We start from the raw sequence: 15,443 nt of genomic DNA, 5'->3' as shown, positions 1-15,443 counted from the left end.
GGTCTGTTTGACCCGCCATTTTCAGGCTAACTGGATTGGTGCGAGCACGAAATAAGGCCAATGGCCTGCCAGCACCGTGATACCATGGCGCCATGGATCAGACCGCGCCTGCCGCCCGCCCCTTTGCCGGCTTTGCCCCGCCGCTTGCCGGACAATCGCTGTTTTCCACGGCGATCACGGCTGCCACGCGCCGGCCTGAGCGCGCCTGCGTGGCCGCGCTGCTGCCACAGGCGCGCGTGCCGGCCGGATTGGAAGCGCCGATCGCGGCGACCACTTCTGCGCTGATCACCAGCTTGCGCGCCGACGCGCGACCGGGCGCCGTGCAGTCGCTGGTGCAGGAATATGCGCTGAGCAGCCCGGAAGGCGTGGCGTTGATGTGCCTGGCCGAAGCGCTGCTGCGCATCCCCGACGTGGCCACGCGCGACGCGCTGATCCGCGACAAGATCGCGCCGGGCGATTGGCGCGGCCACGTGGGCAAAGACCGCCCGCTGTTCGTGAACGCGGCGTCGTGGGGCCTGCTGGTGACGGGCCGTCTGGTCCAGGCCGAGGATGAGGCAGGCCTGGGTGCCAGCCTGACGCGGCTGATCGCGCGGATGGGCGAGCCAGTGATCCGCCGCGCGGTGGACGCGGCCATGCGCATGATGGGCGAGCAGTTCGTGACCGGCGAAACCATCGAGGAAGCGCTGCGCCGCGCCGCGCCGCGTGAGGCCAAGGGCTTTGCCTTTTCCTATGACATGCTGGGCGAAGCAGCGATGACGGCGGCCGATGCCGACCGCTACAACGCATCTTACGAGCAGGCGATCGCGGCGATCGGCCAGGCCAGCGCCGGGCGCGGCATCCACGCCGGCCCGGGCATTTCGATCAAGCTGTCGGCCCTGCACCCGCGCTATGCCCGCGCCAAGGTGGAGCGGGTGAAAGCGGAACTGCTGCCCCGCGTGAAGGCACTGTGCCTGCTGGCCAAGGGGCATGACATCGGCCTCAACATCGACGCGGAAGAGGCCGACCGGCTGGAACTCTCGCTCGATCTGCTGGAGGCGCTGGCGCTCGATCCCGACCTTGCTGGCTGGAACGGATTGGGCTTTGTGGTGCAGGCCTATCAGAAGCGCTGCCCCTTCGTGATCGACTGGATCGTGGACCTGGCGCGGCGCAGCGACCGGCGCATCATGGTGCGGCTGGTCAAGGGCGCCTATTGGGACGCGGAAATCAAGCGCGCGCAAGTGGATGGCCTGCCCGATTTCCCGGTCTACACGCAAAAGGTACATACCGATCTTGCCTATGTGGCCTGTGCGCGCAAGCTGCTGGCGGCGCGCGACGTGGTGTTTCCGCAGTTTGCCACGCACAACGCGCAATCGGTCGCCACGGTGCTGCACCTGGCCGGCCCGGACTTTGCCATCGGCGATTATGAGTTCCAGTGCCTCCACGGCATGGGCGAAGGGCTTTATGACCAGGTGGTGGGCGCGGACAAGCTGAACCGCCCGTGCCGCGTCTATGCCCCCGTGGGCACGCACGAAACGCTGCTGGCCTATCTGGTGCGGCGCCTGCTGGAAAACGGGGCCAATTCCTCGTTCGTCAACCGCATCAACGATCCGGCGGTGTCGGTGGAAGAACTCGCTGCCGATCCGGTGGCGCTGGTTGCGGCCAGTGCCGATCCCGGCGCGCCGCATCCAGCGGTGGCCCTACCCGCTGCCCTCTTTGCCGATCGGCGCAATTCGGCTGGGCTGGACCTGGCCGATGAAGCGGTGCTGGCCGACCTGGCGCCCCGCCTGGACGCGTCGGCCAGGCAGGCCTGGCAGGCCGGCACCCCGGCCGACCAGGACGGCGGCGAGGCCGTGTGCAACCCTGCCGATCGCCGCGACGTGGTGGGGCATGTCTGGCCAGCCACGCCCGAGGCGGCGGCCGCCGCAGTGGCGCGCGCGCAAGGTGCCGCGCCGGTGTGGGCAGCAACGCCCGTGGCCGCGCGGGCGGCCATGCTGGAGCGCGCGGCCACCTTGCTGGAAGAACAAGGCCGCGCCTTGCTGGGGCTGATCATGCGCGAAGCGGGGAAAACCGCCGCCAACGCCGTGGGCGAAGTGCGTGAAGCGGTCGACTTCCTGCGCTATTACGCGGTGCAGGCCCGCAGTGGCCTGGCCCATACCCGCCCGCTCGGCCCGGTCGTGTGCATTTCGCCGTGGAATTTCCCGCTGGCGATCTTTGCCGGACAGGTGGCCGCTGCCCTGGTGGCGGGCAATCCGGTGCTGGCCAAGCCGGCCGAGGAAACCCCGCTGATCGCCGCGCAGATGGTTGCCCTGTTGCACCAGGCCGGCGTGCCGGCCGATGTCGTGCAACTCGTGCCCGGCGACGGCGCGATCGGTGCCGCCTTGGTGGAAGCGCCCGGCGTGGCCGGGGTGCTGTTCACCGGATCGACCGAAGTGGCGCGCATCATCCAGCGCACCCTGGCCACGCGCAGCGACCCCATGGGCCGCCCCATCCCGCTGATCGCCGAAACCGGCGGCCAGAACGCGATGATCGTCGATTCCTCGGCACTGGCCGAACAAGTGGTGGCCGATGTCATCGCCTCCGCGTTCGACAGTGCCGGGCAGCGCTGCTCGGCCCTGCGCGTGCTGTGCCTGCAGGAAGACGTGGCCGACCGCACCCTGGCAATGCTGCGCGGCGCGATGGCCGAACTGGCGGTGGGCAACCCCGATACGCTGGCGACCGACATCGGCCCGGTGATCACCGCCCAGGCGCGCGACGGGATCGAAGCGCACGTGGAGGCCATGGCCGCGCGCGGTGCACGCATCCACCGCCTGCCCCTGCCCGCATCGTGCGTGCACGGCACGTTCGTGGCGCCAACCCTGATTGAAATTCCCGGTATCGAGGCGCTGGGCCGCGAAGTGTTCGGGCCGGTGCTGCACGTGGTGCGCTATGCCGCGCGCGATCTCGATCGGCTGATCGCGGCGATCAATGCCACCGGCTATGGCCTCACGTTTGGCCTGCACACGCGCCTGGACGAAACCGTGGCGCGGGTGACGCGCGCGGTGGAAGCGGGCAACCTCTATGTCAACCGCAACACGATCGGCGCCGTAGTGGGCGTTCAGCCCTTTGGCGGGCGCGGGCTTTCCGGCACTGGCCCCAAGGCTGGCGGCCCGCTTTACCTGGCGCGCCTGGCGCGCGGCACGGTGGCCACGCCCCCGGCCCTGGCCGGTGCACGCGCCGTGGCCGATCCGGCAGTTGCCATGCTGGCCGATTGGCTGGAAAGCCAGGGCCACGGCGCAACTGCCCAGGCCGTGCGCGCCGATGCCACCCGCAGCCGCCTGGGGATCGAGGTGGCGCTGCCTGGGCCGGTGGGCGAAAGCAATCGCTATCGCCTGGCGCCGCGCGGCGCGATCGCCCTTTACGCGACGACAGCCGACGGGCTGTGGCGGCAGCTTGGCGCGGTGCTGGCCACCGGCAACCACGCGGTGATCCTGCCCGGTGTGCCGATCCGGGCATTGCCTGCCGGCTTCCCCGCAGCGCTTGCCACGCGCGTGATCTTTGCCGATGGCACCAAGGCCGATCTGGCCGCCGCGCTCGTCGAGCTGGATGGCGAGGATCAGGCACGCGTGCTGGCCATGCATGCCGCCCAAGACCTGGCCGCACGCGAGGGCATGATCGTGGCGCTGCACGCCGCCGACGATAACGGCGCCTATCCGCTGGACCTGCTGCTGGAGGAAGTGAGCCTGTCGATCAACACCACCGCCGCCGGCGGCAATGCCAGCCTGATGGCGATGGTCTAAGCCGCGAACCGGCGCGACGCGTTTAGGCCACGTGTTCGGCCAACGTGGCGCGCAGGGCCAAGTTGGTGATCACCAGGGCCAGCCCCGCGCCCACCGCCAGCTTGATCGCAAGGGCGACGCCCCAGCCAAGCACGGCCACGCCCAGCACGGCAAACGCGGCGGCAGCGCCCGCCAGCGCCACGACAGCGGCAGGCGCCGCCAGGACCAGCGCGCGCAGCAAAAGATGCGTTGGCAGGCGCAGGGACGATGGGCGCGGCGCCACTCGCCCGGCACGCAGCGCCTTGCGCGAAAGCGCGCTGGGAACGAGCGTGCTCATGAACGCCACGGCAAAGGCCTGGGGCCCGAAATCGAAGACATAGTGCCCCAGCCCCCAGACCGGCACCGGCCCGCCCAGGCCGAACACCGCCAGGAAGAACGCCCCGCTGAACACAGTGTTGATCGCCATGCTCACGGCCACTTCGCGGCGGATATGCAGGTCGGCGCTGTTCATCGGGTCACTCTCCAAGCGGGTGTTTTCGATATTGCGGGTGGTCTTATACCAACGCTTTGCCGGGTCCATCCCCTTCGCTGCGGGCCACGGCGTGAAATGCATCGATCATCCAGCGCAGCCCGGCATCTTCGGCGCGGGCCCGGTGAAACTGCACCATTTCGCGCATCGGCGGGATGGGAAACGGCAAGGGTGCCACCGTCACCGGGAAATGCCGGGCGGCCTTTTCCGCCAGGCGCCGGTGCATCACCGCCAGGCGATGCGTGCCCTCCAGCAGTTCGGGGATGATCGTGAACGCAGCCACGCGCACTTCCACCCGGCGTTCGATCCCCTGCGCGCGCATATAGCTTTCGGCAAAGGACACGCGGTTGAAGCGGCCGATTTCCACCGCCACATGGCCCGCAGCGGCAAATGTGGGCACGTCGATCGGGCCGGCCATGGCGGGGTTGCCATGCCAGCCCACCACGACGTGTTCTTCCTCGAACAGCAATTCCGACGGGTGTTCGTCGCTGACATAGCTTTCGGGCGTGAGCAGCAGATCGATTTCCCCCCGATCGAGCCGCTGCGTGGCGTCATCGCTCAAGGGCACCATGTCGATCCGCACGCCCGGCGCCACCTGCGCCATGTGCCGCAGCAACGGCGCCAGCAGGACACTGGCGAGATAATCGGACAGGCAGATGCGGAAATCGCGCGTGCTGCTGCCGGGATCGAAGTGGGGCGAGCTGCCCACCAACCCGTCCACATCCTCCAGAATGGCGCGGATCGCCGGCTGCAGGCGCAGCGCAAAAGGCGTTGGCATCATGCGCTTGCCGTTCTGCACCAGCAGCGGATCGGCAAAGAACGTGCGCAACCGGGCCAATGCGGCGCTGATGGCGGGTTGGCTGAGGCTGAGATGCTCGGCAGCCCTGGTCACGTTGCGCAAATCCAGCAGCGCATCGAGGCAGACGAGCAGGTTAAGGTCGAGCCCTTTGAATCGCATCCCGTCACCATAATTCAATCAAATTGAAACCGATAAAAACAAATCATTTCCATTATGCCGATGGATCGGGATGTTGCAATCCATAATCAAATAAAAGGGAGAGGCATCTTGCGTTCCAATTTTACCCCGGTTGCATCGCTTGCCGCGCTTGCCACGGCACTTGCCATGCCGACCATCGCCCACGGCCAGGAACAGGCCCCCACCGCCGAGGCAGCGCCCGCCCAGGCACAGCCGCCCGCCGGCCTTGCCGAAATCGTGGTGACGGCGCAGCGCCGCACCGAAAACCTGCAACGCGCCGCCATTCCCGTCAGCGCCGTGGCGGGCGACGTGCTGACCAAGCAGAGCGTGACGCGCGCCGACGATCTCACCCGGCTGGTGCCCGCGCTGCAGGTGGCGCCGGCCGCCTCGTTCACGCAGATCTATCTGCGCGGGATCGGCACGTTCGGGGCCAATGCCTTTGCCGAGCAAGGCGTGGCGTTCAACCTCGATGGCGTCTACCTCTCGCGCCCGGCAGCACCAGCCGCGCTGTTCTATGACCTGGAACGCATGGAAGTGCTCAAGGGGCCGCAGGGCACGCTTTATGGCCGCAACGCCACGGGCGGCGCGGTCAATGTGATCACGGCCAAGCCCAAACTGGGCGAAAGCTCGGGCTTCGTCACCGGGGAATATGGCAACTACAACGCGATCAAGGCATCGGGCGCGATCAACCTGCCGCTCGGCAGCCAGGCGGCCTTGCGCATTTCGGCCCAGCACGCGCAGCATGACGGCTATTTCAGCGACGGTTACGACGATGAAGACACCACGGCCGTGCGCGGACAACTGCGGTTCGATACGGGCGATGGCTTCAACGCCAACCTGATGGTCGATTATGGCGATGTCGGCGGCAAGGGTTCGGGTGGCACGATCATGCCGCTGCTCGATGGCAAGAACCGCCTGGGGCCCAGCGATCCGCGCGTGCTGGCCGAATATCTTTCGCGCACGCCCACCGCACCGGTGCCGCAGATCGTGGCGCGCGGCGATGGCTATCAGAACAACAAGTATTACGGCGCGATGGTGACGGTCAACGCCGACCTGGGCTTTGCCAAGCTGACGGTGATCCCGGCCTGGCGCCGCACCGATCTGGATTTCGTCAACTACTCCTCCAGCTTCCTCATCGACGTGACCGAGAAATCCGACCAGATGTCGCTGGAAGCGCGGCTGGGCAACCAGAACGCGCAGCTCAAATGGGTGCTGGGCGGCTATTACTTCACCGAGAGCGTCAAGGCGCGGCAGTTCTTCGACCAGGGCAGCAACGGCACGCGGATCAATTCCAACCTCAACACCGACAGCTATGCCGCGTTTGGCGAGGCGACCTATTCGCTGACCTCGCGCTGGCGGCTGACCGGCGGCCTGCGCTATACCCACGACACCAAGACGCAGATCACCGAAGCGCACACCTATCCGTTTGTGGGCTTCGTGCCGCCGGCGTTTCCCAATTTCATCCCGATCATCCTTGATCTCAAGACCAACGCCACCAGCGATGTCGGCTTCAGCAAGCTCACGTGGAAGGCGGGGATGGAATTCGACGCCGGGCCGCACTCGCTGCTCTATGCGACGGTTTCCACCGGGTTCAAATCGGGCATCCTGTTTTCCGCCCTGGGGCAGAACTATTCGCGCCCCGAACGGCTGACGGCCTATACGATCGGGACCAAGAACCGTTTCTTCGGCAATACCTTGCAGGTCAACGTCGAAGGGTTCTATTGGGACTACAAGGACCAGCAGATCTCGCACCTGGCGCCGGTGCAGGTGGCTTCCACCCCCGGCGGGGCGATCTATGGGCCGGTCTTTGCCACGGAGAACGCGGGCGCGGCCAAGCTTTATGGCGCAGAAGCCGAAGTGCTGTGGCAGCCGACCCGCAACGACTTGTTCTCGCTCAACGTGCAATACCTGCACGCCAGCTATGACAACCTCAAGTACCAGGCCTATTCCACCACGGGCCCGGCCCCGGTGGTGGGCTGCGCGATCACGCCCACGGCGCTGATCGGGGCAAGCGCGGCGGCGCGGATCTATAACGTCGATTGCTCGGGCAAGCCGCTGGTCAACGCGCCGCGCTGGGTGGTCAATGCGGGGTATGACCATACGTTCGACCTGGGCAGCGCCGGCCGCGTCGTGGCTGCAGCCGATACGCGGATCGAAAGTTCGCGCTATCTCTCGATCGACTATCTCGATCTGGGCCGGCAGGGCAGCTACATGATGTCCAACGCGCGGCTGACCTGGGAAAACGCGCCGGGGTCGCTGGCGATCACAGGCTTCGTCAACAACCTGGAAAATGCCCTGGTCTTTGCCAATTCCTCGCAAAGCCCGGGCAAGCCTGGCGTGATCTACAACCAGATCCGCCCACCGCGCACTTATGGCGTGCGCGGCACGCTCAAGTTCTGAGCAGTGACGAGGGGGCCGGTGCCAGCACCGGCCCCAGGATATAGGCGATGACGGCATCGACCGTGCCGGGTTCGGCCGTATCGCACCCGGCCAGACGCAGGATCAGCGCCTGGTTGCCAAAGGTGATGAGTGCGGCGCCGACTAGGTTGAAATAGGCAACGGCGGGCGGCGCCCCCGACAGCAGCCCCTTGTCGCGCAGGGCGCCGAACAACGGCTCCAGCAAGCGCCACACCGGCGCGCCGAACGTGTCCACCACCCATTGGTGGCGCGGCGAATTGACCGAGAATTCCTGCAGCATCAAGCGCGTGAGGCGCGGATTGCGGGCAAACACGCGCAGCAGTTCGGGCAGCACCGCCTGCGCCGTCCGTTCAGGATCGGCAAGGTCGTCGCCCGCAAGCAGGCCACGCAGCACTTCCTCCCCTTCCCGCGCAAAGGCTTCCACCACCTGCTGCCAGAGCGCCGCCTTGGAGGGGAAGTAATAGGCCAAGTGCCCCTGCTCCAGCCCCGCAGCCGCCGCGATGGCGCGCGTGCTGGCCGCCTCGAAACCCAGATCGGCAAAGACGGTGAGCGCCGCATCCAGCACGGCGCGGCGATTGTCTGCCCCGTCATAGCGTTGCGGGCGGCGCGTCCTGGCGGGTTTGGCGGCGGAAACGGTCATGGCGGCTGTCATGCCCGGCGGCGCCATCTTGGTCAATTGACAAACTATGTTTTGTCGTGCGACAAACATGGCGCAGAACAACTTCGGGAGACCGGGCCATGGCCCATGCCAGCTATCCACTCACCACCGAACAACCCTATCCCCGCCGGCAATGGTGGGCGGCCGCCACCGCAGCCGAAGTGGGCCGCAGCCTGATGGCGCGCGACATCCTGGGCGAGCGCGTGCTGCTCTATCGCAAGGAGGACGGCAGCGCCGTAGCGGTTTCGGGCATCTGTCCCCACCGTGCCTTTCCCTTGGAAAAGGGCCGTTTGGTGGGCGACAGCGTGCAATGCAGCTATCACGGTTTCACCTTTGGCGCGGATGGCGCGTGCCAGCGCGTACCCAGCCAGGCCGGCGTGCCGCAGCGCGCGGCGCTGCGCCATTATCCGCTGGTGGAGCGTGGTGGCGTGCTGTGGATCTGGACGGGTGAAGACGCCCTGGCCGATCCGGCGCTACTGCCCGATCTGGCGGGAATCGGCCTCGATGCACCAGGCTGGACGGTGGAAATCCATGCGCTGGCCACGGTGGAAGCACGCTATACCCTGCTGATCGAGAACCTGCTAGACCTGAGCCATGTGACCTTCATCCATGCCGCCACGATCCCTTCGGGCGAGAAAGTCGCCGCGCTGGATGTGACGGTGCAGACTCACGGCGCGGGCCTGACCGTGGCCCGCAAGGCCGTGGGCATCGCGCCCAATCCGCTGATCAAACTGCAGTTTCCCGATCAGGAAGGGCTCGTGGACCAGGAATTCGATGCCCAATACATGGGGCCGTCCCTGATCCGCACCGGCGGTACGATCAGCGACCATGCCAGCGGAAGGCCGCTCGGCACGCAGAATTTCATCCACATGATCACCCCGGCGGCGCCTGGGCGGCTGCACTACTTCGTCGCGACGGCGCGCGATTTCGGGCACGACAATCCGGCCCTGGGCGCGATGAACATTGCCATGGGCACCCGCATCCAGCCCGAAGACGTCGAGGCGATCAGCGCGATCGAGGCGGTGTTGCGCAGCGACGTGCCCTTGCCGCGTGAAGTGAGTGCGCGCGTGGACAACGGCGCATTGCTTGTCAGGCGCCTGCTCGAAGCGCAGATCCGCAGCGAGGCCGAAGCTCTGGCTGCGTGAGACTTCGGCCTGACCACGCCGAAAAAAGGGGCCGTGTCCTGCGCGGACCGGCCCCCTTGTTTCGATCCTGATCGGGCGATCAGAACACGATCACGCTGCGGATCGACTTGCCGGCGTGCATCAGGTCGAACGCGGTGTTGATCTCTTCCAGGCCCATGACGTGGGTGATCATCGGGTCGATCTCGATCTTGCCCTGCATGTACCAATCGACGATCTTGGGCACGTCGGTGCGGCCCTTGGCCCCGCCGAACGCGGTGCCGCGCCAGTTGCGCCCCGTCACCAGCTGGAACGGGCGCGTGGCAATTTCCTTGCCCGCTTCAGCCACGCCGATGATGATGCTGGTGCCCCAGCCGCGATGGCAGGCTTCCAGCGCGGTGCGCATCACTTCGGTGTTGCCGGTGGCATCGAAGGTGTAGTCGGCGCCGCCGTCTGTCATTTCCACGACCTTGGCCACGGTTTCCTCGCGGCTGAGGCCCTTGGAATTGAGGAAGTCGGTCATGCCGAAGCGGCGGCCCCATTCCTCGCGATCGGGGTTGATGTCCACGCCGATGATCTTGCCCGCGCCGGCCAGGCGCGCGCCCTGGATCACATTGAGGCCGATGCCGCCCAGGCCGAAGACCACGACATTGTCACCCACCTGGACCTTGGCGGTGTTGACCACCGCGCCCACGCCGGTGGTGACGCCGCAGCCGATGTAGCAGCTGGTCTGGAACGGGGCGTCTTCGCGAATCTTGGCCACCGCGATTTCGGGCAGCACGGTGAAATTGGAGAACGTGGAGCAGCCCATGTAGTGATAGATCGGCTGGCCCTTGTAGGAAAAGCGCGTGGTGCCATCGGGCATCAGGCCCTTGCCCTGGGTGGCGCGGATCGCCGTGCACAGGTTGGTCTTGCCCGAAAGGCACGATTTGCACTGGCGGCATTCGGGGGTGTAAAGCGGGATCACGTGATCGCCCGGCTTCACGCTGGTGACGCCCGGCCCCACTTCGCGCACGATGCCGGCGCCTTCGTGGCCGAGCACGGAGGGAAAGATTCCTTCGCTGTCGAACCCGTCGAGCGTGTAGGCGTCGGTGTGGCACACGCCGGTGGCCATGATTTCCACCAGCACTTCGCCCGCCTTGGGGCCTTCGAGATCGAGTTCCACGATCTCAAGCGGTTTCTTGGCCTCGAAAGCCACGGCGGCACGGGTCTTCATCGAAGTTTCCTCCTTATCGATCAGGGTGGCCTACATCATTGCATGGCAGGCACAAAGAGCGCATTTGCGCAAAAGTTTATTGCCTGCCTGGGATAATGCCATGTCGGACTGGACCGGTCTGGAAGAACTTGTCGCCATTGCCGAAAACGGCACATTCGCGGCCGCTGCGCGCAAGCTGCGCCGTTCCACCTCGCATGTCAGCCGCGCGATCGCGCAGCTCGAACACCGCATTGGCTCCACCCTGCTGCACCGCACGACGCGCCAGGTTTCGCTGACCGCGGCGGGACGCGAACTGGCCGAGCGCGGGCGACGGATCATCGACGAGCGTGACGCGGCGCTGGCCGTGGCGAGTGGCGATCCTGGCCTGCGCGGATCGTTGCGCATTACCTGTCCCACGGCGCTGGGCGAATACTTCATCGCCCCGCTGGCCTTGCGCCATGCCATGGCCAATCCCTCGCTCGACGTGACACTCGATTTCAGCAACCGCGTGGTCGACATCGTGGCCGAAGGGTTCGACGTGGCGATCCGCACCGGCCCGCAAAGCGACCTGCGGCTGGCGGCGCACCGACTGGGTGGGCGCAATCTGGTGACCTGCGCGGCGCCGGCCTATCTGGCCCAGCGCGGACGGCCGGAGGAGATCGAGGAACTGGACAGCCACGATTGCCTGGTGGGATCGGCGGAGCTTTGGCATTTCCGCCGCAATCGTGCCGAAACCACCTATCAGCCGCAAGGGCGCTGGCGCTGCAACAACGGGCCGGCGGTGACCGCCGCAGCGGTGGCCGGCCTGGGCATCTGCCAGGTGCCCGATTTCTATGCCGCGCGCGCCCTGGCGCAAGGCCAGTTGGAGCCGGTGCTGGAAGCGTTCCGCGCCACCGAGGAAGCCGTCTGGGCCATGCACCCGCGGCGCCGCCTGGTGCCGCGCAAGGTGGCAGACTTCATTGCTCTGCTGGCGGCCGAACTGCCGGGCGCCATGGCCGGTGGCCTGGGAGCGATTTCCGCTAACCCAGCGGATCTTCCCGGCGCGTGTCCTTGAGCATCAGGCCGGCGACCAGCGCCACCGCGGCCAGCGCAGTGACATACCAATAGAACCCGCTTTCATGGCCCATGTTCTTGAATGCCAGGGCCACGTTCTCGGCCGTGCCGCCGAACAGCGCATTGCCCACGCCATAAGCCAGCCCCACGCCCAGCGCGCGGACGTGGATCGGAAACAGCTCTGCCTTGAACAGCCCGCTGACCGAGGTGTAGAAACTGTTGATCACCAGGCCCGCCGTGACCAGCAGCCCCGCCGCCCAGACATCCGGTGCGGCGGCCAGCGCAGTCAGGATCGGCACGGTAAGCAGCATGGCCAGCGCGGCGAACAGGATGATGTTGGTGCGCCGCCCGATCCGATCGGACAGCGCGCCCATGGCTGGCTGAATCACCATGAACACCACCAGTACCACCGTCATCAGCAAGGTGGCATCGGGCTTGGTCATGCCGACCGTCAAGACCAGGTATTTCTGCATATAGGTGGTGAAGGTGTAGAACGAGAGGCTGCCACCGGCGGTGAGCGCCATGACCAGCAGGAACGCGCGCGTGTGGTGCGCGAAGAGCTCCTTCAAGGAACCAGCGCCAGCCTGCCCCTGCGCGGCCTGCCCCGTTTCATGCATGTGCCGTGACAGCCACAGGATCAGCGCCGCGCCGCCAGCACCCAGCACGAAGCCGATGCGCCAGCCATAGGCCTTCATCGCCGTCTCTCCCAAGCCGTGCTGCAAGGCCAGGATCACCAGCGTCGCCAGCAACTGCCCGCCGATCAGCGTGACATACTGGAACGAGGACCAGAACCCGCGCCGCCCGCGCCCGGCAATCTCGCTCAGGTACGTGGCGGCGGTGCCGTATTGCCCGCCGGTGGAGAAGCCCTGGAGCATCCGGCCCAGCAACAGCAAGGCCGGCGCCACCACGCCCACCTGGGCGTACGTGGGCAAGATCGCGATGAGCAGCGCGCCCAGCCCCATCATCAGGACCGACACGACCATGGCCCGCTGCCGCCCGTGGCGATCGGCAAAACGCCCGAAATACCACCCGCCGATCGGGCGCAGCAAAAAGCCCACGGCAAAGATCCCGCTGGTGGCCATGACCTGGACCAGCGGATCGCTTTCCGGAAAGAACTCTGCCGAAAAATAGAGCGCGGTGAAGGCGTAGATGTAGAAATCGTACCATTCGATCAGGTTGCCGGCCGATCCGGCCAGGATCGCACGCAGGCGCTGTCCATCGGATAGCGCGGCGGCAGTGCCCTCGTTGTGGTGACTGGCCATGTCCGGCGTTTTTCCTCGATGCGATAGGGCTGGCTTTGACCGCAGCTTTAACCCGCTGGCGAGGGCCTGCAACCACAATGCTCTTGCGATCTCAGCCGATGCAGCGATATGGCCATTTAGAGTGGTGGCGGTGAGACCAGGCGGGGCGTGACAGGCATGGCGGACAGACTGATGGAACCAGCCACCATTTCTGCCGATCCGCCCGATTTTGCGCTGGATCAGGTGCAGGAATGCGTGCTGGCGCAGTGGGGCCTGGCAGGACACTGGCGCCCGGTGCGATCAGAGCGTGACCAGACCTGGCATCTCACATGCGACGACGGGCCGGGCTATGTGGTCAAGCTGTCGCATCGCGACGAGCAGGAAGGCACGGTGGATTTCCAGATCGGCGCGCTCGCCCACATCGCGCAGGTCGATCCCGATCTGGCGGTGCCGCGCATGGTGCCCACGCATGACGGCGCCTGGCGCACCACGATCCGCGCGGCCGATGGTACGCCGCATATCCTGCGCCTGCTGACCTACCTGGACGGCGCGATCGTGCAGGATGTGGTGCCGTCTTGCCCCGATCCGGTTGCCTTGCGCCGGGCCATCGGCGGCTTCGTGGCGCGGCTGGCCCTGGCACTGCGCGGCTATTTCCACAGCCACGCGGGCAGCAATCGGCACGATTGGGACCTGTCGCGCGTGACGGCGCTGCGCCCGGCGCTGCCGCGCATTGCCGATCCCGCCTTGCGCGCGTTGTGCGGCCAGGTCCTGGCCGAGGCGGACAGCCGCATATACCCGGCCCTTGCGCGCACCCGCCACCAGGTGGTGCATCAGGATGCGCACATGGGCAATCTGCTGTGCGACCCGGCCGCCCCGACGCACATCGTGGGCGTGATCGATTTTGGCGATATGCTGCATGGCAGCCTGCTGGCCGACCTGGTCACGGCGGCCGACTGCTTTCCCGATGCGGACGCTGACCCACTGGCGATCCTGACGCACGTGACGCAAGGGTTTGACGCCGTGTGCCCGCTGGAAGAGGCCGAGATCGACCTGGTCTACGACATGTGCTGCCTGCGCCTGGCCAACACCGTGCTGGTGGCCAATGCCAGGCGTGACCCGGCCGACGAAGCGCCCGATGCGCACCTTGGCGGCGGGCACAAGCATGGCGCGATGCTGGCCAGGCTGATGGCCCTGGGGCGTGCGGAGGCAACCCGCGCGCTGCGCCGCGCCTGTGGCTTTCCGGTGCCCGCCCTGGCGCCCGATCCGGTGGCGACGCGCGAAACGCTGGTGGCCCAGCGCGAGGCTACGATGGGCCGTATCTGGCATTTCTATCACGCGCCGCTGCACATCACGCGCGGCGAAGGCGCCTGGCTGATCGGCGCGGATGGCACGCGCTATCTCGACGCCTATAACAACGTGCCGCAGGTGGGCCATTCGCACCCCCACGTCGTGCGCGCGATCGCGCGGCAGGCTGCGGCGCTCAACACCAACACGCGCTACCTGACCGACAGCGCGGGCGCCTATGCCCAGGCGCTGCTGGACCGCGCGCCGCCGGGGTTCGATGTGTGCGCCTTCGTCAATTCGGGCAGCGAGGCCAACGACCTCGCCAGCCAGATCGCGCGCTTTGCCACCGGCCGCCAGGGTGCCGTGGTCATGGAAGGCGCCTATCACGGGATCACGGCGGCGACGGTCGATCTTTCGCCGCTGACCAAGGTGGCGCCAGCCCAAGTGGCGTGCCTGCCCGCGCCCGATCTCTATCGCGGCGTGGCACCCGATCCCGCCGAAAGTTGGGCGGCGGCCCGCGCGCAACTGGCCAGGGCCGGCCATGAGCCCGCATTCCTGATGATCGACGCCGCGCTCACCAGCAATGGCGTGCCACGCCAGGCACCGGGCTATCTGGAAGGATTGGCCGGCGCCGCCCGCGCCGACGGCGCCCTGGTCATTGCCGACGAAGTTCAGGCCGGCCTGGGGCGACTGGGCGACTGGTGGGGCTTTGCCGTGCAGGGGCTGGACAGCGTGGACGTGATCACGCTGGGTAAGCCGGTCGGCAATGGCCATCCGCTGGGCGTGGTGCTGACCCGGCGGGACTTGTGGCAGGCATTCTATGCCCAGGTGGAAGTGTTCAGCACGTTTGGCGGCAACAGCGTGGCTTGCGCCGCCGGGCAAGCGGTGCTCGACGTGATCGAGCGCGAGGACCTGCTCGCCCGAGCCAATCGCGTGGGCGACCTGCTGCGCGCCGAACTCGTGGAACTGGGCCGCCGCTTTCCCCTGATCGGCGATGTGCGCGGGCGCGGCATGCTGACCGGGCTGGAATTCGTGAACGACCCGGCCGCCCGCAGCCCTGCCACCACCCAGGCCCGCCTGCTGGTGGAGCGGATGCGCGAGAACGGCGTGCTGGTGGGCACGTCCGGGCCACACCGCGCCGCGTTCAAGCTGCGCCCCGCGCTGACCTGGAGCGAAGGCGAAGTGGCGTTCTTCGTGGACGCACTGCGCCAGAGCCTGCAATCCCTCTGACCGA

General features: G+C 67.0%; 10 protein-coding genes. 5 read left to right on the top strand and 5 right to left on the bottom strand.

Features of this window, described 5'->3' with window-relative positions:
• Window positions 1-92: 92 nt before the first annotated feature.
• Complete coding sequence (putA, locus tag FHT19_RS07465; RefSeq protein WP_169474457.1) at window positions 93-3,755, top strand: trifunctional transcriptional regulator/proline dehydrogenase/L-glutamate gamma-semialdehyde dehydrogenase; 3,663 nt, start codon at window positions 93-95, stop codon at window positions 3,753-3,755.
• Window positions 3,756-3,777: 22 nt separating this feature from the next.
• Here putA and FHT19_RS07460 read toward each other — a convergent pair whose 3' ends face one another.
• Together FHT19_RS07460 and FHT19_RS07455 are read right to left on the bottom strand one after the other, a co-directional pair.
• The gene (locus FHT19_RS07460) at window positions 3,778-4,245 is read right to left on the bottom strand and encodes a hypothetical protein (protein ID WP_169474456.1); all 468 of its coding nucleotides are present in this window, start codon (window positions 4,243-4,245) and stop codon (window positions 3,778-3,780) included.
• 43 nt (window positions 4,246-4,288) lie between these two features.
• Window positions 4,289-5,221: a LysR substrate-binding domain-containing protein gene (locus FHT19_RS07455; protein ID WP_169474455.1), complete on the bottom strand. Its 933-nt coding sequence runs from the start codon at window positions 5,219-5,221 to the stop codon at window positions 4,289-4,291.
• A gap of 108 nt (window positions 5,222-5,329) precedes the next feature.
• On the opposite strand from FHT19_RS07455, the gene FHT19_RS07450 reads away from it, so the two are divergent.
• Window positions 5,330-7,639 (top strand): TonB-dependent receptor, encoded by a 2,310-nt coding sequence (locus FHT19_RS07450; protein ID WP_248290306.1) that lies wholly within the window; start codon window positions 5,330-5,332, stop codon window positions 7,637-7,639.
• On the opposite strand, the gene FHT19_RS07445 is transcribed toward FHT19_RS07450, so the two are convergent.
• Window positions 7,629-8,297 carry a TetR family transcriptional regulator gene (locus FHT19_RS07445; RefSeq protein WP_169474454.1) on the bottom strand — a complete coding sequence of 223 codons (669 nt, stop codon included), beginning with the start codon at window positions 8,295-8,297 and terminating at the stop codon, window positions 7,629-7,631. The genes FHT19_RS07450 and FHT19_RS07445 overlap by 11 nt on opposite strands.
• Before the next feature lie 98 nt (window positions 8,298-8,395).
• Between FHT19_RS07445 and FHT19_RS07440 the strand changes: the two genes are divergently transcribed.
• On the top strand, window positions 8,396-9,460 hold the full coding sequence (locus FHT19_RS07440; protein ID WP_169474453.1) for an aromatic ring-hydroxylating dioxygenase subunit alpha: 1,065 nt from the start codon (window positions 8,396-8,398) through the stop codon (window positions 9,458-9,460).
• 79 nt (window positions 9,461-9,539) lie between these two features.
• On the opposite strand, the gene FHT19_RS07435 is transcribed toward FHT19_RS07440, so the two are convergent.
• Window positions 9,540-10,652: an S-(hydroxymethyl)glutathione dehydrogenase/class III alcohol dehydrogenase gene (locus FHT19_RS07435; protein WP_168554932.1), complete on the bottom strand. Its 1,113-nt coding sequence runs from the start codon at window positions 10,650-10,652 to the stop codon at window positions 9,540-9,542.
• Between the two features lie 100 nt (window positions 10,653-10,752).
• On the opposite strand from FHT19_RS07435, the gene FHT19_RS07430 reads away from it, so the two are divergent.
• Window positions 10,753-11,685, top strand: coding sequence for a LysR family transcriptional regulator (locus FHT19_RS07430; RefSeq protein ID WP_169474452.1), 933 nt, complete (start codon window positions 10,753-10,755; stop codon window positions 11,683-11,685).
• Here FHT19_RS07430 and FHT19_RS07425 read toward each other — a convergent pair.
• Window positions 11,651-12,946 (bottom strand): MFS transporter, encoded by a 1,296-nt coding sequence (locus tag FHT19_RS07425; protein WP_169474451.1) that lies wholly within the window; start codon window positions 12,944-12,946, stop codon window positions 11,651-11,653. The genes FHT19_RS07430 and FHT19_RS07425 overlap by 35 nt on opposite strands.
• 171 nt (window positions 12,947-13,117) lie before the next feature.
• Between FHT19_RS07425 and FHT19_RS07420 the strand changes: the two genes are divergently transcribed.
• Entirely contained in the window at window positions 13,118-15,439 is a 2,322-nt protein-coding gene (locus FHT19_RS07420) for an aminotransferase class III-fold pyridoxal phosphate-dependent enzyme (RefSeq protein ID WP_169474450.1), read from the top strand.
• Window positions 15,440-15,443 lie beyond the last annotated feature (4 nt).

The sequence above is a fragment of the Novosphingobium sp. SG919 genome (genome assembly GCF_012932495.1).
Classification (GTDB): domain Bacteria; phylum Pseudomonadota; class Alphaproteobacteria; order Sphingomonadales; family Sphingomonadaceae; genus Novosphingobium; species Novosphingobium rhizosphaerae.
This window is presented reverse-complemented; position numbering and strand designations above follow the sequence as displayed.